Origin of the sequence: Ectobacillus antri, from assembly GCF_003852715.1 — a bacterium.
Taxonomy (GTDB): domain Bacteria; phylum Bacillota; class Bacilli; order Bacillales; family Bacillaceae_G; genus Ectobacillus; species Ectobacillus antri.
The window spans coordinates 67,221-92,748 of the sequence record NZ_RIAV01000011.1; the positions used below are offsets into that span (position 1 = coordinate 67,221).

A 25,528-nucleotide genomic window follows, 5' to 3' on the forward strand; every position below is an offset into this window, starting at 1 on the left:
GTATACTGAGAAAGGCATACTAAAGAAGAGGTGATGATGTGAAGGACTTTGCAAGTCTTACCATACATGAAGATTTACAGAAAAGATTACAGCGTAATGGATTAAGCAGCCCTACACCGGTACAGGAAAAGGCAATTCCGTTATTGCTCGCAGGAAAAGATGTAGTTGCACAGGCGCAAACAGGAACGGGAAAAACATTGGCATTTGTACTGCCAATTCTACAACATATAAACCCTGACTTACCGCACATTCAAGCACTTATTGTTGCACCAACGCGAGAACTGGCTGTCCAAATTACAGGCGAAATTGAAAAGCTTCGCACACCGGATATTCATGTGCTTGCTGTTTATGGGGGACAAGATGTAGAGCGACAAATCAAGAAATTAGCAGGTGCAACACATATCGTTGTTGGGACACCCGGTCGCCTTCTTGACCATATGCGCCGCAAAACAATTGATGTGTCGGATATTTCGACGCTCGTACTAGATGAGGCAGACCAGATGCTGCACATTGGATTTTTATCGGAAGTAGAAACGATTATTGAAAAAACATCTCCGGACCGACAAACAGCTTTATTCTCGGCAACCATGCCAGGAGAAATTCGAGCGCTAGCGAAGCGTTATATGAAGAAGCCTGAAAATGTCCAGATCAAAGCTTCGCAAATTACTGTAAAGTATATTCGCCAAATTGCCGTAGAAACAACAGACCGTACGAAGCAAGCTTCTTTGCGCGATATGCTTGAGCGCGAGCAGCCATTTCTTGCAATGATTTTTTGCCGCACAAAGCGCCGCGCAAGCACACTAAATGCTGCACTGCAAGAGCACGGCTATAACTGTGACGAATTGCACGGTGATTTATCGCAAGCAAAGCGTGAAAAGGTTATGGAACGCTTTCGCCAGGCAAAGCTACAATTCCTAGTAGCGACGGATGTTGCGGCACGTGGCCTTGATGTAGAAGGGGTGACTCACGTTTTCAACTACGATATTCCACATGATGTGGAGAGCTATATCCACCGCATTGGACGAACAGGTCGTGCGGGAGAAAGTGGATTGGCTGTCACATTCTTCGCGCCAAAAGATAAACAGCATTTAGAAATGATTGAAAAAGGAATCAAAATGAAAATAGAGCGCATTGAGCGCCCGAAAACAGAAGAGGTACAAGCAGACAGACCGAATCGGGAGCCGCGAGGCAAAAAGCCGGCATTTAAACAAGGCGGTCGAAAGCCAGCACGTGCGCAGGCAAAAAGCAGTCAAGGGCGCCGAAAGAGGTAAGATATGATTAATCATATGTGCGAAACCGCATATGGAATTTGATTTGTAAAGGCAGCTTTGAATTACAAGCTGTCTTTTTACGTATAAATATCGGAAAATTTACAAAATTAATGAAAAAAGGATGTGGAAATGTTGTATGATAACGGAGTGTGTATTTCAAATAAAAAGGAGAATGAGGACATGAAAATGCAGTATGCAAAACGTTTTTTTGCACTTTTAGTTATCATGACATGTATCATGACAACCGTATCCATGAAGTCAGTATTTGCTGGGGACGGATCGGCCGCTTCACCGTACACGGTAGCGCAAGCAATCGCCACGCAAAACAATACACTGAAAACCGTGCAAGGGTACGTTGTGGGACAACCGACAGCAACCAACACAGTCGTTACAAGTAATTATCCAAATGATTATGCACTTGCGTTAGCGGACAGTCCAACCGAAACGAACACAGCTAACATGATTTACGTACAAATTCCCACTTCATATCGTACAACTTTTGGTTTGCAAAGCAATCCAAGCTTAAAGGGTACTGCAGTAAAGGTGACAGGCTACTTAACAGCGTATTTTACACATGCAGGTATTAAAAATGTAACGAGTATGGAAAAGAGCGCCAGCACGGGCGGCGGTACAACAACTCCTTATGATAGTACATACTACAGTAGCGCCATCGGTAAAACAGGTAGCGCATTAAAACAAGAGTTGCATAACATCATTGATGATCATACAAAGCTTTCTTATGATGCGGTATGGGATGCACTGCGTTATACAGATGAAGATCCGAACAATACTAACAATGTAATTCTACTATACACCGGTCGTTCGCAAGGGAAGTTCACAAACGGATCTGGCGTGGACGACTGGAACCGTGAGCATGTGTGGGCAAAATCGCATGGTGATTTCGGAACTACGGCAGGAGCGGGCACGGATCTACATCATTTGCGTCCGACAGACGTATCCGTAAACAGTGCACGCGGCAATTTAGACTTTGATAACGGCGGTGTATATCACTCCGAGGCGACGCAATGTCGTTATGACAGCGATTCTTGGGAACCAAGAGACAGTGTAAAAGGCGATGTAGCACGCATGCTGTTTTATATGGCGGTGCGCTATGAAGGGGACAACGGTGAACTAAACTTAGAGATAAACAACTATGTAAATAACGGCACAGCTCCTTACCATGGAAAACTTTCTGTGCTGCTACAATGGCACGCGCAAGACCCTGTTGATAACTTTGAAAGAAAGCGCAACGATATTATCTACACAAAATATCAACATAACCGCAATCCATTCATTGACCATCCGGAGTGGGTAAATGCCATCTGGCAATAATGCCTAGACCTGTGCGATTGCACAGGTCTTTTTTAGAATAGCTTATAAAGATAACGAAGAGGAATCGGCCGATAGAAGTAGGAAACCGGCCGATAGAAGTAGGAAACCGGCCGATAGAAGTAGGAAACCGGCTGATAGAAGTAGGAAACCGGCCGATAGAAGTAGGAATCGGCCGATAGAAGTAGGAATCGGCCGATAACAATAGCAACTCGGTTGATATTGCTACAAATAAATGAAAAATAATTTGTGTAAGCTACTCTCCATTTAGAGTAATTTATATTTTCAGAAAACATTGACAGATAGAAAGGTTATTCTTTACCATGAATATGAAAGATGTTTTGTAAAAGACTTCTTAGTATATAACCGTATTGTTTCTGCAAAGGAGGTATCTGTTTACAGTTGCACCGGATCTCACATCTCATTAGGGTGATTACCCATACGTAGGGAGCAGACGCGACAGGTTGCATTTGTAGACAGTATTTGTCTATATTCAAACAAAAATGTAATCGCTTCCATAATAGCTGGTTAAAATTTAATACTCCAGCTGACATTTATGCAGTACAAAGCCAGCTCCGCTCAAACGGCTATGATTCAAATGAACGTCTGGCTAAAGGGAAAGACCACGATGATCACAGGATAAAGGAGGATAATATTATTACGAATTTGTATTGCTAAATTATTTCGTAAGGAGACTGTTATGATTATTGATATTTCTAGACCGCTTCATACGAAAACACCGACTTGGCCAGGTGATACACCTTTTTCATATGAGGTCAGCTGGTCAAAGGAGCAGAGCGGATCAGTAAATGTAGGAAAGCTAACGATGAGTATTCATACCGGTACGCATGTAGATGCGCCATTTCATTTTGATAACGAGGGCAAACAAACGTGCGAACTGCCGCTAGAAAGATATATCGGTAAGGCTCGCGTTGTGGATATGATAGGAAAGCAAAGCATTGGTAGTAGTGACTTTCAAGATTTGGATATAAAAGGAGTCGAACGTTTATTGCTTCGCACGTCTTCTTGGAGTAATTCAGAGATGTTTCCAGATTCTATTACGTACCTAGAGGCTGATCTTGCACCATATTTGGCAGCGCAAGGCGTGCAACTCATTGGGGTGGATGTTCCCTCGGTCGACCCGCTTGATAGTAAGAAATTACTGGCTCATCATGCACTTCACCGCCACGGCATTCATATTTTAGAAGGTTTGGATTTAGAAGGAGTCAACCCAGGTGACTATGAGCTTGTTGCGTTGCCGCTAGCGCTCATAGAAGGAGATGGTAGTCCTGTGCGTGCGATACTTCGTTCATGGAAAGGGGACTAAAACAATGAAAAAGCTAACAGATTACGAGAAATATATTCGAACAGAAGAGCTGTTGGAGTTGCAGAAAACAGAGGGAGAATTATGCTGTGATGATGAATTGACGTTTCAAACCATTCACCAAATTGCTGAGCTGCATTTTAAACTGATTCTGCAGCATATTAAGCTAGCTAATCAATATATGAGAGGAAGCGAGCTGACAAAAGCAATTGCGCAGCTTCGTCGGATAAATGTGCATCTCGAGCACTTACCGCATGTATTTGATATGGTGAAAGCGATTAGCCCGCGTGATTATCACACAATCCGCTTGGCTTTAGGAAGAGGAAGTGGTCAGGACTCTCCAGGATTTAATGCGATTTTACAACAAGGCCCTACACTGTGGGCACCGTTTGAAACATTACTTTTGCAAAATGGATTATCGCCTCTTACATTACATCAAGATGCACACAAGTATTTTTCGCTCTTTACCTTAATGCAGGAGTTGCATACATTTGATGAAAAGTTTCAAAGCTTCCGTTATTCACATATTCAGCTTGTACGCCGCATGATTGGTCTTGAAACAAAAAGTTTAAAAGGGGTACCTGCACAGGCGTTAGAACGCGGAGCTCGAACGATGTTTTACCCGCAGCTTTGGCGTGCAATTAGTGATCTAACGGATGTAACAGGATCTAGCTATAACCCACAGCCACTGGATTGAACAAACTAAACAAACGTTTGATTAAAAGGTGTGTATCCGCAAAATACATACCTTTTTTTGCATATACGTTCCGTTATTCCGGAAAATTCCGTTTTAGCGGAAATGCAAGTGTTTAAATTCCGATTTTTCGGAAAATAAACAAAATATAGTGGGTATTGAAGTTTCTTTTTAGAAGCAGGTACAAAAGCTTCTCGTTGATACGATTAAGTTTCTAAAAATTGTACGTAATAATTATATGAGTTGGCACAGTATTTGCTTTATTAAGAAGAGAAAAGGAACAAATATTAAGGAAAGGAGAAGCTACTAAACTTTTATTATAACAAAAATGAAAACGGTTACTTTTTTATTGCAATTATTTATTTTTATACAAACCGTATAAAGGGAAAAGGGGGATGTTTGTGGAATTTGTTGTTATTCTGTTGGCGCTGGGGCTTTTGATGTTTGTTGCTTACCGCGGATTCTCTGTCATCTTATTTGCACCAATCTGCGCTTTGTTCGCAGTTCTTTTGACAGACCCGGAATTCGTCTTGCCGTTCTTCTCCAATATTTTTATGGAGAAAATGGTGGCCTTCATTAAGATGTACTTCCCTGTATTCTTACTCGGTGCCATTTTTGGTAAGGTTGTTGAAATGTCAGGATTGGCTGAATCTATTGCTAAAACAATTGTTCAACTTGTCGGTGCAAAACGCGCTGTACTAGCAATTGTATTGATGGGAGCGATTCTTACATACAGCGGTGTGAGTTTGTTCGTTGTGGTATTTGCTGTGTATCCGTTCGCTGCGAACTTGTTCCGGGAAGCAAATATTCCAAAGCGCTTAATTCCAGGAACAATCGCACTTGGTGCATTCACGTTTACAATGGATGCGTTGCCGGGAACGCCGCAAATTCAAAATGTCATCCCAACGACATTCTTTAAAACTGATATTTACGCTGCTCCAACGCTTGGAATTATCGGTGCCATCTTTGTATTAATCCTAGGTATCTGGTATTTAGAAACTCGTCGTAAAAAAGCAGAAGCAGCGGGAGAAGGTTACTATGGTTTTGATGGTGCAGAGCTTGCGGCTGCGCAAGAGGCACCTGTAACAGAACAACAAACGCCACTTCGTACGAATACGAGCATGGGGCGTCAGTTGCTTGCGTTTGTCCCGCTCATTCTAGTTGGTGTGATGAACAAAGTTTTCACAATTTACATTCCGCAGTGGTATCCAAACGGCTTTGATTTTGCGGCAATTGGCTTAAAAGCATTTGGAAAAATTGAAACTGCATCAGTTGTAGCAGTTTGGTCGGTACAGATGGCGCTTTTAGTGGGTATTATTACGACAATCTTATACGACTGGAACCGCGTAAAAACAAACTTCCAGGCTGGTCTTAATGCAAGTATTGGCGGTGCTTTGCTGGCAGCGATGAATACGGGTGCAGAGTACGGCTTTGGGGGCGTTATCTCTTCTCTGCCAGGGTTCGGTGTTATTAGTAAAGGGATTGGAGAAACGTTTACGAACCCACTTGTGAACGGCGCTGTTACAACAACGACACTTGCGGGTATCACAGGATCTGCATCCGGCGGTATGGGAATTGCGCTAAGCGCCATGTCTGAAAAGTACTTGGAAGCAATTGAAAAGTACAATATTCCGCCAGAGGTAATGCACCGCGTTATTTCCATGGCATCCGGCGGTATGGACACACTGCCACACAACGGAGCGGTTATCACATTACTTGCGGTTACTGGGCTTACGCACCGTCAATCGTACCGTGATATTTTTGCGATTACAATCATTAAAACAATTGCAGTATTCTTCATTATTGGTGTCTACAGCTTAACAGGTCTGGTGTAAATGGTAGATTCAGTCGCCGGAATCCGGCGACTGGAATGTTCTACATGATAAATTTTAAGGGGGAACGGTCATGAAAAAAGGTAAGGTAGTTAGCTCATTTCAAGAGGCAGTAGCAGATATTCACGATGGCGCGACCTTGATTGTCGGAGGATTCGGTCTTTGCGGTATACCTGAAAAAGCGATATTAGCGCTGCGTGACCAAGGTACAAAGGATTTGACGGTAGTAAGCAACAACTGCGGTGTAGATGATTGGGGATTGGGATTGTTGCTTGCAAACCGTCAAATTAAAAAAATGGTCTCTTCCTATGTGGGTGAGAATAAAATCTTTGAGCGTCAGTTCTTAAGTGGAGAGCTTGAAGTTGAACTTGTGCCACAAGGTACATTAGCTGAACGTATTCGCGCAGGCGGTGCTGGTATTCCAGGCTTTTATACAGCTACAGGGGTCGGAACGCCAGTTGCAGAGGGTAAGGAGCATAAGGAGTTTAATGGCCGTATGTATATTTTAGAGCAAGGTATCGTTGGTGATTTTGCATTGGTAAAGGCATGGAAGGCAGATACACTTGGCAATCTCGTGTTCCGTAAAACAGCTCGTAATTTCAATCCAGTAGCGGCGATGGCGGGTAAAATTACAATTGTTGAGGCAGAGGAGATTGTTGAAGCAGGTGCGTTAGATCCGGATGAAATTCACACACCAGGTATCTATGTCCAACGTGTGCTACTTGGAGAAAACTATGAAAAACGAATTGAGCGCCGCACGGTTGTGCAGGCATAAGGAGGGGCAAATATGAATGCAAGAATGAAAATTGTAAAGCGTGCCGTGAAAGAAATTCAAGATGGTATGAACGTAAACTTAGGAATTGGTATCCCGACGCTTGTAGCCAATGAAATTCCAGCAGATTATAATGTCCTATTGCAATCAGAAAATGGTCTTTTGGGCATCGGACCGTATCCAATCGAAGGAACGGAAGATGCGGATTTAATTAACGCAGGTAAAGAAACAGTGACAGCGGTTACTGGAGCCGCTTATTTTGACAGCGCTGAGTCTTTTGCGATGATTCGCGGCGGTCATATTGATCTCGCAATTTTGGGAGGTATGGAAGTATCAGAAAATGGCGACCTGGCAAACTGGATGATTCCAGGTAAGATGGTAAAAGGTATGGGTGGTGCGATGGATCTTGTAAACGGCGCGAAACGTATCATCGTTATCATGGAGCATGTTAATAAGCATGGTGAATCTAAGGTGAAGGAAGTATGTACATTACCTTTAACAGGCCGACGTGTTGTGCATCGTCTTATTACTGATTTAGCTGTGTTTGATTTTACAGATGCAGGTATGGTGTTGGTTGAGACGCAAGAAGGAGTAACTGTGGAAGAGGTACAGGAGAAAACAGAAGCTTCTTTCTCGGTAAGCCCGAATGTGCGCATTGGCGTAAGCTTGTAAGGGGGGATCATGATGACGGCACTTACACAAAAAGTAGCGTTAGTAACAGGAGCAGCAAGCGGAATTGGTTTGGAGATTGTAAGAACCTTTGCCGCTGAAGGCGCAAAAGTCGTGATTTCTGACTTGAACGGAGAAGCGGCGGAAACGGCAGCTCATCATTTACGCGAACAGGGCTTTGAAGCAATCGCCGTAGCGTGCGATGTTACCAAGGAGGAACAAGTACGCGATAGCTTTGAACGGGTTATGCAGGAGTTTGGAAGATTAGATGTTCTAGTAAACAATGCAGGTTTACAGTATGTGTCTTCCATTGAAGACTTTCCAATTGAAAAGTTTGAATTGCTTGTAAAGGTAATGTTGACAGCGCCTTTCATCGGCATTAAATATGCGTTTCCTATTATGAAGAAGCAAGGATTCGGAAGAGTTATTAATATGGCATCTATTAATGGCTTGGTAGGGTTTGCGGGTAAGGCCGCTTATAACAGCGCAAAGCATGGTGTAATCGGCTTAACCAAGGTAGCAGCTCTAGAAGGAGCGGCACATGGTATTACGGTTAATGCACTATGTCCTGGGTATGTAGATACACCGCTTGTGCGTAATCAATTGGGTGATTTGGCAAAAACGCGTAATGTACCACTAGAGAGTGTGCTCGAGCAGGTAATTTACCCGCTGGTACCACAAAAACGCTTGTTGTCTGTAAGTGAGATTGCAGACTATGCAACGTTTTTAGCGAGCGATAAAGCAAAAGGAATTACAGGGCAAGCGGCCGTACTTGATGGTGGGTATACCGTGCAGTAAAAAAAGAAGAGGGAAACCTCTTCTTTTTTTTGTTGATTGGTAAGTATTTCTCTAAACAGGCTTATAAGATGCTGAAAATTCAGTCTGTTTTTGGTATGATAGACATACAGGGGAATGCGGAGGAGATATGGATGATGACGCAAAGTAAACTACCGTACGAGTGGCTGGAGGAAATCTTAAACCTAGCTGCAGAGTGGATTGTAGTTGTAGATCGTGAAGGAATCATTCGTTATATAAACGGGGCGTATTGTGATTTTTTAGATACAGATACAGTGAACGCAGTTGGTAAGCATGTGCAGGATGTAATTGAGAATACAAGAATGCATTTGATTGTGAAAACAGGTCAGGCAGAAGTAGCTTCTATTCAATCTATTAAAGGGAGTGAAATGATCGCCAATCGCTATCCTTTGTATGTGGGCGGGGAATTAGTTGGTGCGGTCGGAACGGTCATGTTTCGGAACTCACAGGATTGGCTGGACTATTCTCGTAAGGTACAGCCTGTTTTAGAAGAGTTAAAGTATTATAAAAAGCGATTTGATAAGGAGCTTCGTAGTAAATACGGATTTGGAGATTTAATTGGTATACATCCGAAATTTCAAGAGGCAAAGCGTTTGGCAGAGCGAGTGGCTGGGAGTCAATCTGCTGTACTTCTCTCAGGGGAATCTGGTACAGGCAAAGAGTTGTTTGCTCATGCGATTCATCAAACAAGCCCTCGGGGACATTTTCCATTCGTTCGTGTGAATTGTGCTTCTATACCAGAACATTTGCTTGAATCAGAGTTGTTTGGCTATGAAGAAGGTGCTTTCACGGGCGCTAAAAAAGGTGGGAAAAAAGGGAAATTTGAGCTCGCGCATCGCGGTACATTGTTTCTTGATGAAATTGGGGACATGCCGCTTCATATGCAAAGTAAATTGCTTCGTGTATTACAAGAAAAAGAGATAGAAAGAGTTGGAGGGCAGCTTCCAATCTCTGTTGATGTACGTATTATTGCCGCGACCCATCGCGATTTGGAACAGATGGTGCGCGAAGGGAAGTTCCGTCAAGATTTATACTATCGTTTACATGTGATGAAAATTGAGATTCCACCGTTGCGTATTCGTAAAGATGACCTAGTGGCAATCGCCAAGTCGCTCCTTCGAAAATTGGAGCGTAAGTTTAATCGGCAAGGTCTATCATTATCATATGAAGTTATTACACGCCTTCAGCAGCATAGTTGGCCTGGGAACGTACGCGAGCTAGAAAATGTTCTTGAACGCGCAGTCAATGTTCTAGATGGTACCGTGATTCAAATCGTACATTTACCATTATACTTACAGGAACATGTACCTCATACAGCGCAGCAAAGCGTTTTGGGTACACAGCATACACCAATTATCCCAATGAGGGACGTTTTGATGCAAGCTGAAAAGCAGGCCATACAAAATGCGTTACGTCATACATCAGGCAATAAGCAGCTTGCGGCGAAGCTGTTAGGTATGGGGAAAACGAGTTTTTATGATAAGTGTAGGTTGTATGGGCTGTGAGGTAGAGATGAACGATTTTCTCTTAGATGATAGAGAGGTCGGGTGTGGTGTTGAAGCGGACAGTGCTGAAGAGGAGCGCGTGCGGTGTGAGAATGAACTTAGTAAATTTGTGTCCCTAAAAGCGTTCTAAATATCAGATTATGGTGGGGAAGCTATCTTACCGGGCGAAGTGATATGAGGTCTATGAAAAGGAACAGGCAATTGTTCCTGTGTAGGGGGGGTGTTCGCTATAACGTATTGCACCGGAATGTATTGAATAAACAAAGTGTAATAATTGATGATGAATACGGAAAACCAGGGTATCATGATGTATGAGCCATTGTTAACGCATAATCTGTAATAAAAATAAAAGAAGTACATCTCTATATTTTTTAAAATAATTAAAATAAAAATAAAAAGTGTGTATTTTTTTATTTTCCATATCCTTATATCAAAAAACCTTGTAATATAAATATATAAACTATTATGTAATATACGGGGAGGATATGATGGTGAAAAAGCCGCGCTTTTTCTTTGGGTTAAAGTTTAAATTGATGTTGTTCACAACGGTATTAGCAATGATTACGTATTCTGTAAGCGCATTTTTTATCTTTGTAATTTACGATTATGTGAAAGAGCAAATGAGCGAAGGTTTGTTTGTAACGCTTGTTATGTTGCTTGGGGTAGTGTGGTCAGGGATTTTGGCATACAGTGCTGGTGGATTTATTGTAAAGCCACTTCGTCAATTAGAAGAAGCGGTTCGCAGAGCTGCGCAAGGTGATATACAAGAAGATGTACCGCTACCGAAGATGGAGGATGAGGTACGCTCTTTGAGTTCTGCATTTAATATGATGCTAGCAAGCTTGCGAGCAATGGTTCGCAATATTGATACAAACTTTACGGAAACAAATGAAAAGGTTGAGCAGATTTGCTTGCGTACCAGTGAAGTTGCGCAGCAAGCAAAAGGAGTGTCTGCGACGTTGCAGGAAATTGCAGGTGGTGCTGACCAATCGGCAGCTTCTATTCAAGAAATTTCCGGTACAGTTTCTAAAACAGTTGATCTTGCGGGTCGTGCAGAAGAACAAGCAAGACATTCTGATCAGTTAGCTTCGCAAATGGTACAGGCTCTTGGTCAAAGTACAAAGGTATTTACATCATTAATTCAAGGTATTCACAGCTTAGCAGAAGAAAATGAACAGTCTATGCAAAGTGTGCGCAGGCTAGAGGAGCATACAAAGCAGGTTGGAAATATTGTGGAACTTGTAAGTGCAATTGCAAGTCAAACGAACTTATTGGCGCTAAATGCCTCTATTGAAGCGGCTAGAGCAGGTGAGCATGGCAGAGGCTTTGCGGTTGTAGCGGAAGAGGTACGTAAACTTGCTGATGAAAGTGCACACTCTGCGCAAAGTATTTCTAGTTTGTTAAGCAGTATGCAAACAGAGGTTCAGATTGTTGTAGAACGAATGAGTGCACAAGTAAAGACAGCAAACGATGAAGCAAAGCGCGGGGAAGCGACGGAGTTACTTTTGAAAGAAATGTCCGTATCTGTTACTGACGTAGCGCAAGGTGTAGCAAAGATCAGTGAGTATATGAAGCAACAAATTCAGCATATTCATGCGGCGGGTGCACAGGTGTCGGCAATTTCTGCTATTGCTGAGGAATCAGCAGCAGGCGCCCAGCACGTGGCATCAGCAACGGTGCAACAAACAGAGCATATTGAACTAGTAGAAGAATTAACACGAGAGCTGCAACAGAAAGCGGCTGATTTAAAGAAAACAATTGAGCAATTTAACGTATAAGCTCTCGCCATTGGCGGGAGTTTTTTTGTTGTATCATTATGATAAAAGTTAGAAAGATTAGCACTTTTTGATATGATATGCCTATGGAGTAGAAAAAACATGAGAATCATATTGTATGTGCACAAATATAAAAAGGTAATATTACATGTTAAGGTAGAGAGGAAAAGTTATGAAAATTCAGCGAATCATAGTAACGGGTAGACTGCGTGAGGTTATACGGCAATACGTGGATGAAGATTTATATGAATATAAGTTTATGGCAGAGGAAGAAGTGAACGAAGCCGACTTGTCTTGGGCAGATGCCTACGTTGGCTTTGCGCCTCCTGCACAAGCAAGTCTTACATCTGTAAAATGGGTGCATAGCTTAGGTGCGGGTGTGGATGCTTTTCTTTTTCAAAGACCTTGGAACAAAGCAGTGTTGCTTACCCGTACTATTTGCTCTTTTGGTGAACGAATCGCTCAGTATTGCTTAAGTTATATACTTCGTGATTTGCAAAAGCACGATGAGTTTCAAGCGCAGCAACAGCAATACCGGTGGGTACCAGCTACACCGCATTTACTACATACGCAAACAGTTGTTGTGTTCGGCACAGGGGAGATTGGACGTGAATTAGCTAAGGTATTGTCGTCTTTTGGTGTTACAGTAATCGGGCTCTCTAGAAGCGGAGCGGCGCAGATATATTTTGATCAAGTCTACGAAATGGGACGTGCCGAGGAAGTGATAGGGAAAGCGGACTGGATTATCTCGACGCTTCCGTTAACGCGTGAGACAGAATGTATATTCAATCGCAACTTTTTTTGTCAGCTGCGCCATGCCGGCTTTATAAACGTGGGGCGAGGTAGAACGATACAGGATGAAGCACTTGTAGAAGCTTTAGCGACTGGCAACGTTAGAAAAGCGGTACTTGATGTATTTGCACAGGAACCGCTTTCGAAGGATTCTCTCTTGTGGAATCACCCGAATGTAATCATCACACCCCACATTTCTGCGGTTACTACGCCCGAAGAAGCGGTGCAATGTTTTTTAGAGACACTGCGAGAAGTTGAAACAGGGAATGTCCCTAGTAATATAGTAGATTTGCAGAAAGGATATTAAGCTTACTTTTTAGATAGGAGAGAAGAACGAGCCTTGCGTGATTGCGGTGAGGGGTTCTGATCGTCTTCAAAAAGCGGTACTCCGTATAGGTAGGGTCCACCTAGCAAGTGTAAAGAAGCAAACGACAAGCCATCATGCTTGTCGTTTTGTTATGTAATCTGAATGAGTAAAGGAATGAATTCTCTTTTGTTCGGAGTTCAGGCAATGAAGTAAGCGTTTTCAAAAAATATAAGCAACAATGCTGGAAAAAAGACGAAAATTCCCAAAAAAATATGCAAAAAAATATTGAATTATTTGATAGACATAGAATATAATGAGTTCATGTTAGAAAATATGACACGTAAATGAGAGGAGAAATAACATGACTCAAACAACTGCTTCTAAAGTTACAGAAGGTACACTTACATTGGAAACGATTCAAGAGATTATTACTCAAAAAAGCGTAGAATTGCTGCATTTGCAGTTCGTTGATATTGAAGGTATTTTAAAGCACGTAACGGTAACGGCAGAGCAGTTGGAAGATGTGGTAGAAGGAAAAATGATGTTTGATGGTTCTTCTATCAAAGGCTTCTCTCCAATTAATAAATCAGACTTATATTTACAACCGGACTTAAACACGTTCGCGGTTCTTCCTTGGACAGTAGAAGAAGGCTATGCAGAAGCTCGCTTCTTGTGTAGTGTTGCAAATCCAGATGGAACACTTTTTGAAGGTGACACACGTAACGTGTTGAAAAACGTTATAGATAAAGTGGCGGATAAAGGTTATACAATTTCTGTAGGTCCTGAGCTAGAATTCTTCTTATTCGAAGCTGACGAAAAAGGCACACCTACTGCAGTCCTTCATGATAATGCAGGTTATTTTGAGCCATCTCCTAAAGACTTAGGTGAGCGCGTTCGTCTAGAAATCTACCGTGCGCTAAAAGCGATGGGCTTTACCATTGAAGCTTCTCACCACGAAGTAGCAGAAGGTCAGCACGAAATTAACTTTAAATATGCTAGCGCTCTTGAAGCAGCGGATAAATCTACGACTTACAAGTGGGTCGTAAAAACAATTGCAAAGAAATTTGGCTTGCATGCGACATTTATGCCAAAGCCTGTATTTGGTATCAATGGTTCTGGTATGCACGTAAACATGTCTTTCTTTAAAGATGGCGAAAACGCATTTTATGATGCAAATGATAAAGCACAATTGTCTCAAACAGCATATCAGTTCATTGCTGGTTTAATGGAAAATATTAAAAGTTTCACAGCAATTACAAATCCACTTGTAAACTCTTACAAGCGTCTTGTTCCTGGTTATGAGGCACCTTGCTATATCGCTTGGTCTGCATCCAACCGTTCTGCATTGATTCGTATCCCTGCAAAACGCGGCGTTGCAACGCGTGTTGAGCTTCGTTGCCCAGATCCATCTGCTAACCCTTACTTAGCATTTGCGGTAATCGCGGCAGCTGGTTTAAAAGGTATCGAGCAAGGTCTAGAAGCACCAGCTCCTGTTGATGCAGATATCTTCCACATGTCTGAAGCAGAGCGCAAAGCTTACGGCATTGAAAACCTACCAGGTAGCCTAGAGGCATCTGTAGAAGCACTACAAGAAGGCACAATTGGCCGCGAAACACTTGGCGAGCACGTATACGGCGAGTACGTAGCGCTGAAAAAAGCAGAGTGGGACAGCTACAGAACAGCAGTTCACACTTGGGAGCTTGTAAACTATCAAGCAAAATTCTAATACAATGTAAAGAGGTACTGACTCCAAATGTCCGTTACAAGCGAACTTTTGGGTCAGTACCTCTTTTTTACTTGTTATTTCTTCTTTTTGGGAGTAGAATGTGTTTGAAAACAAAATAAACGTACCGGGAGCCTGAGAAGAGGGCTGAGAGTACGGCTACTTTGCCGTAGACCGTTTGAACCTGTTGGATAATGCCAGCGTAGGGAGAATGTTGCTTGAGAAATTCAAGGCACTTTGCATACGCGAAGTGTCTTTTTTATTTTGCTAAAGGAGTGAAGAACCATGAAGGAAAGAGTAGCAAGTTTACTAGAGAAGGTACGTAATGAAAATCCGCTGATACATAATATTACAAATGTCGTAGTGACAAACTTTACAGCCAACGGTTTGTTGGCGTTAGGTGCGTCTCCTGTGATGGCATATGCACACGAGGAGGTGGCGGACATGGCGCGCATTGCGGGTGCGCTTGTTTTAAACATGGGAACGCTAAACGCGGTAGAGGTAGAGGCGATGTTACTTGCAGGAAAAGCGGCTAACGAGCGCGGCGTTCCTGTTATTTTTGATCCGGTTGGTGCAGGTGCGACGCCGTATCGAACAGAAATAGCTCGTGCCATTGCTGGGACAGTGAAGCTGTCAGCCATTCGCGGGAATGCGGCTGAAATTGCCAATGTGATTGGAGAAGCGTGGGCAATTAAAGGAGTGGACAGCACCGGGGAAGGTAGCGTTGTAGAACTAGCGCAAAAGGCTGCCAAGCGACTGCAAACGGTTGTCGTTGTAACGGGGAAGGAAGATGTAGTTGCTGATGAGCAAGGTGTATACATCATTGCAAACGGCCACCCCCTTTTAACAAAGGTAACTGGAACAGGCTGCTTGTTAACATCGGTTATTGGTGCATTTGCCGCAGTAGAAACAGACGTTGCATTTGCTGCGGCTGCAGCACTTGCTTGCTATGGTGTGGCGGCAGAGCTAGCGTATGAACAAGCGGGAGATAACCCGGGGAGTTTTCAAATTGCTTTGCTAGATGCGCTTGCTATTGTTTCGCGTGTTCATGTTGAGGAAAGAGCTCTTATAGAAGGGATGAACAGTCATGTATAAAGTATTAACGATTGCAGGATCAGACAGTGGCGGTGGTGCCGGCATTCAAGCGGATTTGAAAACGTTTCAGGAGCTTGATGTATTCGGTATGTCTGCTATTACCGCTGTAACAGCGCAAAATACACTTGGTGTGCAAGGTGTGTATCCCATGTCAGTCGAAGCCGTAACACAACAAATTCAATCAATCGGTACTGATATGGGAGCAGATGCCATCAAGACGGGTATGTTATTTAGCGCAGAAATCATTCGCGCTGTTGCGGCAGGTATTGAACAATTTGGCTGGAAACATGTTGTCGTGGACCCGGTTATGATTGCTAAGGGCGGTGCATCTTTGCTGCAGCAGGAGGCCGTGGAGGCATTAAAAGAAGAGCTACTACCACTGGCTACTGTAGTAACGCCGAACATACCGGAGGCAGAGGTTTTGACCAAAATGAAAATTGAAACGATGGCAGACCGTCAGCGTGCGGCAAAGCGACTGCACAGTATGGGTGTAACGTATGTTGTCATTAAAGGTGGTCATGATGTACTTGACGAAGCAACGGATCTTTTATATGACGGTACTTCCTTTTTCTACTATACAAGCCCAAAGATTGCGACGAAAAATACACATGGCACGGGATGTACGTTTGCGGCGGCGATTGCAGCGCAATTAGCAAAAGGACAATCTGTACAAGAAGCAGTGCAAGTAGCCAAAGCGTTTATTCAAGCGGCTATTACAGATGAGCTGCAGATTGGGGCAGGCCATGGCCCTACGAATCATTGGGCTTATCAAAAATCGCTCAAGCAGGTGTTACGATGAGTAGAATTACAGCGAAGAAGATGAGAGAGCTGCTGCCGGTGTACTTTATCGCCGGCAGCAATAACTGCAAAGAAAATCTAGAAACAGTTGTGGAGCAAGCCATTCAAGGTGGCATTACATTATTTCAGTTTCGGGAAAAAGGAAACGATGCGCTGCACGGCGAACAAAGATATGCATTAGCACAAAGAGTGCAGCGGATTTGTCAGGAGAACGGGGTGCCATTCATCGTAAATGATGATATTGAGCTGGCCCTTTCCTTAGATGCGGATGGTGTTCATATCGGACAGGAGGATGAAGCAGCTTCTCTTGTGAGGGAAAGAATCGGCAATCGTATCTTAGGTGTATCGGTGCATAGTGTAGAGGAGGCAAAGCAAGCGATTCGAGATGGTGCCGATTACCTCGGCATCGGTCCTATTTTTCCAACAAACTCAAAAGCAGATGCCAAGCGTGTACAAGGAACGGTGGTTATTGAAGAAATAAGAAAGCAACACATTGCTATTCCGATTGTGGGAATTGGCGGTATTCATGTAGAAAACGCAAATCAAGTCATACGAGGCGGCGCTGACGGCATTTCTGTTATCTCTGCGATTAGTGAGGCACCGGCCGTTGCTGCGCGTGTAAGAGAGTTACGTAGAGCGGTAAGTCATGCCCAATAAGTGTTGTGTAGCTTGTTCCATATCTGTGCGCCCATCCTACTTTTGCTTTTATGATAAAATTTGATATATATCAATAGCTCACACACGTTAGAACTATATTACACATCGACATATAAAAGTAAGAATATAGCATCTCACTACATGTGTATGGTCTTACTCCGCACGCGTATCTGTTAAGCACTAACCGTAGCAAAACATGGTCCGTCCTTCTCTCCCACAAAAAGAACGTTGGTTTTTCTATTTGTACCTAATGTAGTACCTGTTTACATCTCTCAGTTTCAAACTAAATAGTTTCTATCTGTTAGATTTTTCTGTATACTTTAATGAGAGATACTGCTGTATGAGGACTGACCTAGTGTGTAGTCTTCGTGCGCCTTACGCTTGTAAGGAGACGTAAACAGCATGATACATATAGGAGGTTTGTAGAATGACACAATTCCAAGAAAAAGTAGAGAAGTATGCCGAGCTTGCTGTTCGCGTTGGTGTGAATTTGCAGGAAGGGCAAACGCTTATTATCAATGCGCAGATTGAAACAGCGCCATTTGTGCGTTTGGTTGCGAAAAAGGCATATGAGGCAGGCGCAAAAAATGTTCATGTGGAGTGGAATGATGATGAACTAACAAGAACGAAATACGAAAGCGCGCCTGATGAAGCGTTTACAGAATATCCGCTTTGGAAAGCGAAGGGCTTAGAAGAAATGGCAGAGAGCGGCGCGTGTGTGCTTTCTATCTATGCACCAAATCCAGATCTACTAAAAGGCATCGACTCGCAGCGTATTTCTAATGCAAATAAAGCAGCGGGCTTAGCTTTGAAAAAATACCGTAGCTACATGATGACGGACAAAATGCGTTGGTCTATTATCACAGTTCCAACAACAGCGTCCGTTGCAAAAATCTTCCCGGATGTTTCTTTAGAGGAAGGAACAGAAAAGTTATGGGAAGCGATTTTCCATATTAACCGTATTAACGCAGAAGATCCAATTGCTGCATGGCATACACATAATGAAACATTAAAGCAAAAAGTAGCTTATTTAAATGAGAAGCAATATGCAAAAATCGTATATGAAGCACCGGGTACAAACTTAACAGTAGAACTACCTGAAAATCATTTATGGCAGGGCGGTGGTTCTGTGAGTGCGGATGGTGTGGTATTCAATCCAAATATGCCAACAGAAGAAGTATACACAATGCCGCACCGTAACGGTGTGAACGGCGTTGTGCAAAGCACGAAGCCGCTTAACTACGCAGGCAACCTAATCGACAACTTTACACTAACATTTGAAAACGGAAAGGTTGTTGATTACACAGCTGAAGTAGGATATGACACATTAAAACTGTTGCTTGAAACAGACGAAGGCGCACGTCATCTAGGTGAAATTGCATTGGTTCCTCATAAATCGCCAATCTCTGACTCTGGTTTAATTTTCTACAATACACTGTACGATGAGAATGCCTCCAATCATTTAGCGCTTGGAGAGGCGTATCCAGTAAATTTAGAAAACGGTACATCAATGACAGAAGAAGAACTACAAGAGCGCGGCGCAAACAAAAGTCTTGTACATGAAGACTTTATGATTGGTTCTGCAGAAATGAATATTGACGGTATTACCAAGGATGGTAAACGCGAACCAATTTTCAGAAACGGAAACTGGGCGTTTTAACGAAAAGAGGCTGGGATAGAACTGAATTTTCCCTTGCAAAAGCTGAATAAATCCATTTAAAAGGCTGTTTTCGCAAACTTTGTTGCTATGTAACAAGTAGTGGGGAATGGTTGATTTCCGCTCGGGGTTGCTCGCTTTCCGCGGGGCGTGCGGTGAGCCTCCTCGGCTTATAGCCTATGGGGTCTCACCTGAGCCGTTGCTTCTGCAGGAGTCTGAAACAAAGAAACCTATCTAAAAACAACAGTTTTTTTAGAATAGAGCCATTTAAAATAGCAATACAAAGAAAAGGACCGAACTATTACAAAATTCTAAATTAGAATTTTGCATGATAGTTCGGTTTTTTCTTCACTTAAAATATGTTTGTCCCAGCCTCTTTTTAATCTTCACGCAATTTGACATGCAGAAAAACATTAACCATAAAAATAATGATAGCTAATGTCAGCGCTGTGCCACCGATTGCGACAAAGGGACCGGCAGCTTCTTTGCCTTTTACGACAAAAGAAAGTGCAAGCATCATAATAGGGAGTGCGATGTTATGTAGCCAGAAGTGGATCTTACCAAGCCTTGAAGCTGCTGCATCTGGGAAGAGATGATAAAGGATACCTGCAACTGCCATAGCGGCCCAACCTAGTAAGTTAATGTGTACATGCACAGGTGTCAGTATGTAAGAGTGTGTAATAGACATATACATTCCCAAAACAACCCCAACGACTAAATAGATTGTTGAAATCTTAATAAAGCGAACGCCCATTTAACTACCTCCTCTTTCTAAAAAAGTGTTATTGAAATACGTTTCCATATATATGAAACCAACATTTTTTATATTCTTTTCACCCTAAAAATCTTTCTTTCAGGAATTCATGTATAATAGTAATTATTAAAAATTTTTTAATAATTTTAACAACTTATTAAAAACGTAAAGAAGGTATGATTTCATGGAGAAGGAACTTTGGAAATGGATTTTTCAAGAAATGGATGAAGAGAAATTGTATCAAATTATGAAAAAAACAGACATCACTATCAATGGTTTTCGAAAAGTAGATCGTGAAATGCTTCGAAGATTGCGAACGAAAGTAATTGCTGATTTATTAAAGCCGCGATTATTGGCTCGTGTACAAAGTGTGTTAGGAGATATGAACTTACAGCATGCTTGGCCTAAGACAAAACAAGAACTATTACATGAGATGAAGGATTTTAAAAGGGGTGCTGAGGTTTTAGCAGGATTATTGCTTTCAGAAGAAGAAGAGCAACTACAAATGGCAGAACAATTATATAAAAGCTTGCAAGCACCTGTGGCTTCGCAAGAAATAGAAAATCCTATCCAGTCGTTACAAAACATTATTCGAAATTTAGAAGAAAAGGTTAAAAAGCAGGATGGGAAAGTAAAAGAGCTGTCCAAAGATTTGTTGCAAGTGGAACAAGCATTAAAGAACAAAGAAACCGAGATAAAGAAAGCAGAAGGTGAAATACAAGAATTAAAGAAACGAATACAAGAAGAGAAAGAGAGAAATCTTGTATATGAATATGAGCAAAAGTTACATGAACAGGAAACGTTAAAGCTACGTGAGGAGCTGCATAGGGTCATGAAAGAAAGCCATAAACAGCAAATAGAGATTGAAACCTTACGTGCTCCGCAAGCCTTTTTAATATCACCGGAGCCGCAAAAAACGATTGCTGTGCTTGGAGATCTAGCAGAACTTGCTACAGATAAAGCAGAAGTATTTCTTTCAAATGAGGCAATTCAACAGGCAATTGGAACGGAAGTATTATCTTCTTTTGAATATGTTTGTTTGCTACGATTTACAATGACACCTTCATTGCTGAGAAAAGTTAAAAAATCTGTACGCACGGAGCAGATAAAAGAGTTCTATAATATGCATGAATTTGTGCGATGGGAGGCCTCAATATGATGAAACAATGGGATATTTCTATGCTAGGTACAGTGGCTTCAAATTATGATGTTGAAACAAATTTAGGTAAATCGAGAAGTGTATTTGTGAATAGTCAAAATACGGTTCAGTTTTGGATTAAGCGTATATCAAAAGCACCTAAGTCATTTCCAAATCAATATTATTTCACAGGGTATGCAACGGAACTAGAGAAGTTTGGTTTTCACGATGATTTAAGGAAACCGGATTATATTCGTGAAGAAGATGTGCGTAACTTTTTAGAGAATTACCTTGTTGTATTTACACCTATACGTAAGCAAACTGCAAGCGGAGAAGTATTTTTAGCTCGTGATATTGAATTACTGCGCAAGGCCGATACATTCCAAAATCGTGACATTTTTGTTCCTGTCCCTGTGTACAGCCAGGAAAAGCACGGTTATTCCATGGAAGAGTTTTGCCAGCGAACTAAAGCCAAGAAGCACGTTGGGAAAATACCTAAAATTTCTACCGAAAGTAACGATACACCGGAGTTCGTTTTCTGGAAAGAAAGTGAAGAGGTGGTATATGTTATCGGTTCTTTTAGCGGCCATTCCCATGCACATGGTGGATTTTGTTTTCATTGTCAACAGAAGCTGAAGGTTCAGGTGCTTCCAGAAATGTGGCTTGATGATATGTATGAAGCTTCGGCAACGCTATCTTTTATGAGTATTCATATGTATGACAGCCTGAAGGCTTTGCTTAGTGACACAGAACCTTTTGAGGTCGCAATAGATGAGGTAGCCGCAACAGCTTCTCAAATCGACCGTATAGAAGAGAAGGCAGAGGAGGAAGCATTTCTGCAGCATTTTATACGTGTCACAAAAGCGGAAGGACTATTATATGCTGAAAAAGATTTAGTAAACTTTCATACAGCGATGAAGGTTTCAAATCTAGTCATTCTTCAAGGAATGAGCGGAATTGGAAAGTCTAGACTTGTCCATGCATATGCAAAGGCTCTTGGTATCCATAATGAGCGTCAAATGTTATTTATTCCGGTTAGACCGGCATGGACAGATGATACACATGTAATGGGCTATACGGATTTGTTAAATAATGTGTATCGGGCCAGTGATTCCGGTTTGGTTGACTTATTAATAGATGCTTCTAAACATCAGGACAAGCTATATGTGGTTGCATTTGATGAAATGAACTTAGCGCGTGTTGAACATTATTTTTCTCAGTTTTTATCGGTTTTGGAAATGGGACGAGAGAATAAGGAAATTCGTTTATATCATGAAAAATTAAAAACAACTCTTCATAATGCAGAGCAATATCCACCGACAGTTCCCATTGGGGACAATGTAATGTTTGTCGGTACTGTAAATGTAGACGAATCTACGTATCATTTTTCGGATAAGGTGCTCGACCGAGCGAATGTTATCACCCTCAATATTATGAAATATGCTCTTCTTCAGGAAGATAGCCTTATTGAAACAACGCCCATTTCGTACGAGAGGTATACATCATTCCGCCAACCCACTGGATTTGCACTGAGTGGAGCTGAAATCGATTTACTATGGGATATACATGAAGCTATGCATAAGGCAGATGCGCGTACAGGGATAGGTCCTCGTGTAGTGAGACAAATTAATGCGTACCTGCAGCTATTGCCGCACACGGGAAGTATGACGCGAGAAGAAGCTTTAGATTTACAGATTGTGCAGCGTGTTTTAACAAAAATACGCGGAGCGGAAGAAGTTTGGAGACCTTTGGTTGGTACGTATGAAAAGGAAAAAGGTGACATTGTGGCAGGTGAATTATTAGTGCTTTTGGAAAAGTATAAGCATTTGTCCACTTTTGCACACACAATTGCCCTTTTGAAACAAAAAGCAAAAGAGTTGAAACTACATGGCTACACATACTGAATTCCAGGTATATTTTGAACAGCAAGGGCAGGCTAGAGAGCAGTTGATGTTTGTTGAAGAGGAACATGAGCTCAACGGATGCAGCATAATCCGCGAAAATATTGATGTGACTGTCTTGTTTCAAAGTTCGTATGAAGATTGTCGTTTATATATTGAAGGGCTGGATGATTGTGTAATTCAAACATCGAGTGACGGAGAGGGAGAATCATACTTATTACCATCTTCGCAAAAAAAGCTGTTGTTTTCACATGAAAACTTTCCTCTCATACCAGGTGATTATTTAGTTAGGGTGTATTGCGGGCGTTGGTATTATGCGATGCTTCGCATTCAACCTAAGCAGGTGACAGAAAGCCAGTTACAGGTGATGAAGGATGAGGTGCAGGAGTTCTTGGAGGGCCTTGCTTATGATGTAGTGAGCCAAGGTTCAGTGTATAGGATGGTACCGCATGAATTTGCACATAAAGCAAGAGTACTTCAATATCACTATAAAACGGTATTGCCTGCACTCGTTGAGCTTGTATCGCATGCAAACTATGAAATGGCAACAACGTATGAATCTAAGATCAATTATCAACCTATCGTGATGGATGCAGAGACATTCGCCCAGCGCCTTCGCTACCCTGATCGAGCGCATGAATGGCGGGTTCCAGTGCGTCGTTTGAATTATGACATACATGAAAATCGGTGGATTAAATCTGTTGTACAGATGATGAAGCCCTCACTTATTGAAATGCGCAATGAAAGTGTTGTTCATCAAAGTATGCTGAAAAGACAATTGCAACGAGAAGGAAATAGTCAGAAACGGTCGCAACTGCAAAAAGCGCTAGGATGGCTGGAAAATGTGTATAAAGAGGTCAGTCAGCTTATTATGAAACTCAATATCTTGCAATCTGCTTCTTGGTGGCATGAAGTTGGGATATGGGATGGTAATATTTTACCACGAGCCGCTCAGTTAAATGCTAAATATCGTGCCTTTCTTCATATATACAGAGACTGGTGCGGTAATCGGTCTATGAATTTAGATGCATCGTATCATCTGCGCTGGAAACGAACGGATAAGCTGTATGAGACTTGGGGGTTTATTCAATTCCTTAAGCTTTTAATAGAAGAACTACATTTTTCTCCGCAGGAGGGTTGGATTTTCTCTAATTCTCATTCAGAACAGATTCAAATACCTACATTGGATAGAAATACAAGTATAACATTAAAAAGAGGAAACCTTAAGGTGCTCTTTGTATATGAAGGAGAAATTCCAAGTGAACCTGCACATACGTCCCTTCAGGTGCCTCTGTATACAGATAGTACAAATAATTGCCCTGATATGCGCATGGATGTATTTGAGGAAGATGTTTACATGGGAAGTCTCGTATTCGATTTTAAATATAGGCCGCTTCATCACATATGGGATGCTACTAGAGTAAGACAAAAAACAGCTACGATGAAAAAGCTCACAAACTATGCCGGAGCTTGCAGGTCTTTATTTTTATTTGGATTGGATTACGCGAAATATATAAGACCTGTCCATGAAGTATGGGCAATCCATCCGAATGTACATGTCGATTATCCTGTATCCAAAGTGCTAGAGCACCATGCTCTTCGTATTGTACAGCTAAGCCCTAAGCATGATATGTCTCATATTGCAGAGGATTTAAATAAATCTCTTACTGAGATGATAGAAAAACGACGATTGCTTCGGTGAAATCTGTTATTCTATCGAAAAATGAGAGAGTTTTCATTATAATTGAAAAAGAGATAGCTACAGCGAGAGGGGACATATTATGCGAAAACTAGCGTCATTCATGTGCATGCTCTTTCTATTGACAGCTTGCAGTTCAGCATATGAAAACCATATCAAAGCGGGGGTAAAAGCAGTAAAAGAGGAGCGTTATGAAGAGGCTGTTGCTTCCTTTAAACAAGCTGCGCAGGAAAAAAATGATAAAAATGTTCAATCCTATGTAAAGACATTGCAGGCCATGAAAAGCAGTATAGATGCACTTGATGAGGGAGATACAAAGAAAGCAATTTTATATGCACAGCAGATTGTTAATGAAACAGAAACAAACAAAGTTACAGAGATTATAAAACCGCGAGCGCGTGAAGTGATAGTAAATGCCCAGAAATTAGAGGTGCAAGTTCAGGAGCTTAGCGGTAAGCTTGAGAAGGCGCGTGCATATGCGGATGCTGAGCAATATGCAGAGGCAGAACAAATTCTACAAGAGTTGTCTTCCGTTACGGTCTTAAGTCAAGAAGCTCAGGATATTGTGCGTGAGTCTATGGAGCTGTGGCAGCATGTTGAACGAGAAAGAAGAAAACAGGAATCTGGTGGCGCATAAGAAAGAAGACACTGTCCCAACGACAGTGTCTTTTTACATTAAACAAACGTTTGATTAAAAGGCGAGAAGCGTTGAAGGAATAGGTAATTCTAACTAAACAAACGTTTGATTAGACAGCTAAGGTAAGCGCGGAGGTGGTGCTGCGGTCTACCTAGCTTGGGATGAAAGCAGATGTACCGCGAGAAGGTCTAGCGGAGCACGTAAGGTGGGAAAAGCGAGGTTAGGTGTACCGCGAGAAGGTCTAGCGGAGCACGTAAGGTGGGAAAAGCGAGGTTAGGTGTACCGCAAGAGGGTCTAGCGGAGCACGTAAGATGAGGAAAGCGAGGTTAGGTGTACCGCAAGAGGGTCTAGCGGAGCACGTAAGGTGGGAAAAGCGAGGTTAG

The 25,528-nt window shown here is 42.1% G+C and carries 22 protein-coding genes and 1 riboswitch; of the genes, 21 read left to right on the forward strand and 1 reads right to left on the reverse strand.

The genetic code is table 11. The features are described 5' to 3' along the window. Positions 1-38 precede the first annotated feature (38 nt). The 17 genes from EEJ45_RS11635 (at position 39) to EEJ45_RS11710 (ending at position 19,019) form a co-directional block, all read left to right on the forward strand. Positions 39-1,271 carry a DEAD/DEAH box helicase gene (locus tag EEJ45_RS11635; RefSeq protein ID WP_124564989.1) on the forward strand — a complete coding sequence of 411 codons (1,233 nt, stop codon included), beginning with the start codon at positions 39-41 and terminating at the stop codon, positions 1,269-1,271. Positions 1,272-1,496: 225 nt separating this feature from the next. Beyond that, positions 1,497-2,603 carry an endonuclease gene (locus tag EEJ45_RS11640; RefSeq protein WP_380018178.1) on the forward strand — a complete coding sequence of 369 codons (1,107 nt, stop codon included), beginning with the start codon at positions 1,497-1,499 and terminating at the stop codon, positions 2,601-2,603. Positions 2,604-3,300: 697 nt separating this feature from the next. Continuing rightward, a complete protein-coding gene (kynB, locus tag EEJ45_RS11645) occupies positions 3,301-3,927 on the forward strand; it encodes an arylformamidase (protein ID WP_124564991.1) in 627 nt (208 codons plus the stop codon). A gap of 4 nt (positions 3,928-3,931) precedes the next feature. After that, the gene (locus EEJ45_RS11650) at positions 3,932-4,621 is read left to right on the forward strand and encodes a tryptophan 2,3-dioxygenase family protein (RefSeq protein ID WP_124564992.1); all 690 of its coding nucleotides are present in this window, start codon (positions 3,932-3,934) and stop codon (positions 4,619-4,621) included. A gap of 398 nt (positions 4,622-5,019) precedes the next feature. Further along, entirely contained in the window at positions 5,020-6,453 is a 1,434-nt protein-coding gene (locus EEJ45_RS11655) for a GntP family permease (RefSeq protein WP_124564993.1), read from the forward strand. A 70-nt stretch (positions 6,454-6,523) separates the two neighbouring features. Then, positions 6,524-7,225, forward strand: coding sequence for a CoA transferase subunit A (locus tag EEJ45_RS11660; RefSeq protein ID WP_124564994.1), 702 nt, complete (start codon positions 6,524-6,526; stop codon positions 7,223-7,225). Between the two features lie 12 nt (positions 7,226-7,237). Next, positions 7,238-7,894 carry a 3-oxoacid CoA-transferase subunit B gene (locus tag EEJ45_RS11665; protein ID WP_124564995.1) on the forward strand — a complete coding sequence of 219 codons (657 nt, stop codon included), beginning with the start codon at positions 7,238-7,240 and terminating at the stop codon, positions 7,892-7,894. 9 nt (positions 7,895-7,903) lie between these two features. Then, positions 7,904-8,689, forward strand: a complete 786-nt coding sequence (locus tag EEJ45_RS11670; protein ID WP_124564996.1) for a 3-hydroxybutyrate dehydrogenase — start codon at positions 7,904-7,906, stop codon at positions 8,687-8,689. 131 nt (positions 8,690-8,820) lie between these two features. Next, positions 8,821-10,212, forward strand: a complete 1,392-nt coding sequence (locus tag EEJ45_RS11675; RefSeq protein WP_124564997.1) for a sigma-54 interaction domain-containing protein — start codon at positions 8,821-8,823, stop codon at positions 10,210-10,212. Then, positions 10,202-10,342, forward strand: a complete 141-nt coding sequence (locus EEJ45_RS18455; RefSeq protein ID WP_164464267.1) for a hypothetical protein — start codon at positions 10,202-10,204, stop codon at positions 10,340-10,342. The genes EEJ45_RS11675 and EEJ45_RS18455 overlap by 11 nt, the downstream gene beginning before the upstream one ends. Before the next feature lie 355 nt (positions 10,343-10,697). Continuing rightward, entirely contained in the window at positions 10,698-11,990 is a 1,293-nt protein-coding gene (locus EEJ45_RS11680) for a methyl-accepting chemotaxis protein (protein WP_124564998.1), read from the forward strand. 169 nt (positions 11,991-12,159) lie between these two features. After that, on the forward strand, positions 12,160-13,086 hold the full coding sequence (locus tag EEJ45_RS11685) for a D-2-hydroxyacid dehydrogenase (protein ID WP_124564999.1): 927 nt from the start codon (positions 12,160-12,162) through the stop codon (positions 13,084-13,086). Between the two features lie 361 nt (positions 13,087-13,447). Continuing rightward, positions 13,448-14,812, forward strand: coding sequence for a glutamine synthetase family protein (locus EEJ45_RS11690; RefSeq protein ID WP_124565000.1), 1,365 nt, complete (start codon positions 13,448-13,450; stop codon positions 14,810-14,812). Between the two features lie 114 nt (positions 14,813-14,926). Then, positions 14,927-15,036, forward strand: a riboswitch (TPP riboswitch). A 58-nt stretch (positions 15,037-15,094) separates the two neighbouring features. Further along, positions 15,095-15,904: a hydroxyethylthiazole kinase gene (gene thiM / locus EEJ45_RS11695; RefSeq protein WP_124565001.1), complete on the forward strand. Its 810-nt coding sequence runs from the start codon at positions 15,095-15,097 to the stop codon at positions 15,902-15,904. Next, positions 15,897-16,703: a bifunctional hydroxymethylpyrimidine kinase/phosphomethylpyrimidine kinase gene (gene thiD / locus EEJ45_RS11700; RefSeq protein ID WP_124565002.1), complete on the forward strand. Its 807-nt coding sequence runs from the start codon at positions 15,897-15,899 to the stop codon at positions 16,701-16,703. The genes thiM and thiD overlap by 8 nt, the downstream gene beginning before the upstream one ends. Beyond that, a complete protein-coding gene (gene thiE, locus EEJ45_RS11705; RefSeq protein WP_124565003.1) occupies positions 16,700-17,359 on the forward strand; it encodes a thiamine phosphate synthase in 660 nt (219 codons plus the stop codon). The genes thiD and thiE overlap by 4 nt, the downstream gene beginning before the upstream one ends. Before the next feature lie 427 nt (positions 17,360-17,786). Then, positions 17,787-19,019 carry an aminopeptidase gene (locus EEJ45_RS11710; RefSeq protein WP_124565004.1) on the forward strand — a complete coding sequence of 411 codons (1,233 nt, stop codon included), beginning with the start codon at positions 17,787-17,789 and terminating at the stop codon, positions 19,017-19,019. A gap of 376 nt (positions 19,020-19,395) precedes the next feature. On the opposite strand, the gene EEJ45_RS11715 is transcribed toward EEJ45_RS11710, so the two are convergent. After that, complete coding sequence (locus EEJ45_RS11715) at positions 19,396-19,770, reverse strand: cytochrome-c oxidase (protein ID WP_124565005.1); 375 nt, start codon at positions 19,768-19,770, stop codon at positions 19,396-19,398. Between the two features lie 184 nt (positions 19,771-19,954). Here EEJ45_RS11715 and EEJ45_RS11720 point away from each other — a divergent pair, with 184 nt between their 5' ends. From EEJ45_RS11720 to EEJ45_RS11735, 4 genes are all read left to right on the forward strand, one after another. Next, the gene (locus tag EEJ45_RS11720) at positions 19,955-20,929 is read left to right on the forward strand and encodes a coiled-coil domain-containing protein (protein ID WP_124565006.1); all 975 of its coding nucleotides are present in this window, start codon (positions 19,955-19,957) and stop codon (positions 20,927-20,929) included. After that, the gene (locus EEJ45_RS11725; RefSeq protein WP_164464268.1) at positions 20,926-22,812 is read left to right on the forward strand and encodes an McrB family protein; all 1,887 of its coding nucleotides are present in this window, start codon (positions 20,926-20,928) and stop codon (positions 22,810-22,812) included. The genes EEJ45_RS11720 and EEJ45_RS11725 overlap by 4 nt, the downstream gene beginning before the upstream one ends. Continuing rightward, positions 22,796-24,511, forward strand: a complete 1,716-nt coding sequence (locus EEJ45_RS11730) for a nuclease domain-containing protein (protein ID WP_124565008.1) — start codon at positions 22,796-22,798, stop codon at positions 24,509-24,511. The genes EEJ45_RS11725 and EEJ45_RS11730 overlap by 17 nt, the downstream gene beginning before the upstream one ends. Before the next feature lie 79 nt (positions 24,512-24,590). After that, positions 24,591-25,145, forward strand: coding sequence for a hypothetical protein (locus tag EEJ45_RS11735; protein ID WP_124565009.1), 555 nt, complete (start codon positions 24,591-24,593; stop codon positions 25,143-25,145). Positions 25,146-25,528: the final 383 nt, after the last annotated feature.

Excerpts from the sequence above, each read along its gene's own strand:
- EEJ45_RS11640 (WP_380018178.1), top strand. The coding sequence starts at position 1,497 with ATGACATGTATCATGACAACCGTATCCATGAAGTCAGTATTTGCTGGG.
- kynB (WP_124564991.1), top strand. The coding sequence starts at position 3,301 with ATGATTATTGATATTTCTAGACCGCTTCATACGAAAACACCGACTTGG.
- EEJ45_RS11650 (WP_124564992.1), top strand. The coding sequence starts at position 3,932 with ATGAAAAAGCTAACAGATTACGAGAAATATATTCGAACAGAAGAGCTG.
- EEJ45_RS11660 (WP_124564994.1), top strand. The coding sequence starts at position 6,524 with ATGAAAAAAGGTAAGGTAGTTAGCTCATTTCAAGAGGCAGTAGCAGAT.
- EEJ45_RS11665 (WP_124564995.1), top strand. The coding sequence starts at position 7,238 with ATGAATGCAAGAATGAAAATTGTAAAGCGTGCCGTGAAAGAAATTCAA.
- EEJ45_RS11670 (WP_124564996.1), top strand. The coding sequence starts at position 7,904 with ATGATGACGGCACTTACACAAAAAGTAGCGTTAGTAACAGGAGCAGCA.
- EEJ45_RS11675 (WP_124564997.1), top strand. The coding sequence starts at position 8,821 with ATGATGACGCAAAGTAAACTACCGTACGAGTGGCTGGAGGAAATCTTA.
- EEJ45_RS18455 (WP_164464267.1), top strand. The coding sequence starts at position 10,202 with ATGGGCTGTGAGGTAGAGATGAACGATTTTCTCTTAGATGATAGAGAG.
- EEJ45_RS11680 (WP_124564998.1), top strand. The coding sequence starts at position 10,698 with ATGATGGTGAAAAAGCCGCGCTTTTTCTTTGGGTTAAAGTTTAAATTG.
- EEJ45_RS11685 (WP_124564999.1), top strand. The coding sequence starts at position 12,160 with ATGAAAATTCAGCGAATCATAGTAACGGGTAGACTGCGTGAGGTTATA.
- EEJ45_RS11690 (WP_124565000.1), top strand. The coding sequence starts at position 13,448 with ATGACTCAAACAACTGCTTCTAAAGTTACAGAAGGTACACTTACATTG.
- thiM (WP_124565001.1), top strand. The coding sequence starts at position 15,095 with ATGAAGGAAAGAGTAGCAAGTTTACTAGAGAAGGTACGTAATGAAAAT.
- thiD (WP_124565002.1), top strand. The coding sequence starts at position 15,897 with ATGTATAAAGTATTAACGATTGCAGGATCAGACAGTGGCGGTGGTGCC.
- thiE (WP_124565003.1), top strand. The coding sequence starts at position 16,700 with ATGAGTAGAATTACAGCGAAGAAGATGAGAGAGCTGCTGCCGGTGTAC.
- EEJ45_RS11710 (WP_124565004.1), top strand. The coding sequence starts at position 17,787 with ATGACACAATTCCAAGAAAAAGTAGAGAAGTATGCCGAGCTTGCTGTT.
- EEJ45_RS11715 (WP_124565005.1), bottom strand. The coding sequence starts at position 19,770 with ATGGGCGTTCGCTTTATTAAGATTTCAACAATCTATTTAGTCGTTGGG.
- EEJ45_RS11720 (WP_124565006.1), top strand. The coding sequence starts at position 19,955 with ATGGAGAAGGAACTTTGGAAATGGATTTTTCAAGAAATGGATGAAGAG.
- EEJ45_RS11725 (WP_164464268.1), top strand. The coding sequence starts at position 20,926 with ATGATGAAACAATGGGATATTTCTATGCTAGGTACAGTGGCTTCAAAT.
- EEJ45_RS11730 (WP_124565008.1), top strand. The coding sequence starts at position 22,796 with ATGGCTACACATACTGAATTCCAGGTATATTTTGAACAGCAAGGGCAG.
- EEJ45_RS11735 (WP_124565009.1), top strand. The coding sequence starts at position 24,591 with ATGCGAAAACTAGCGTCATTCATGTGCATGCTCTTTCTATTGACAGCT.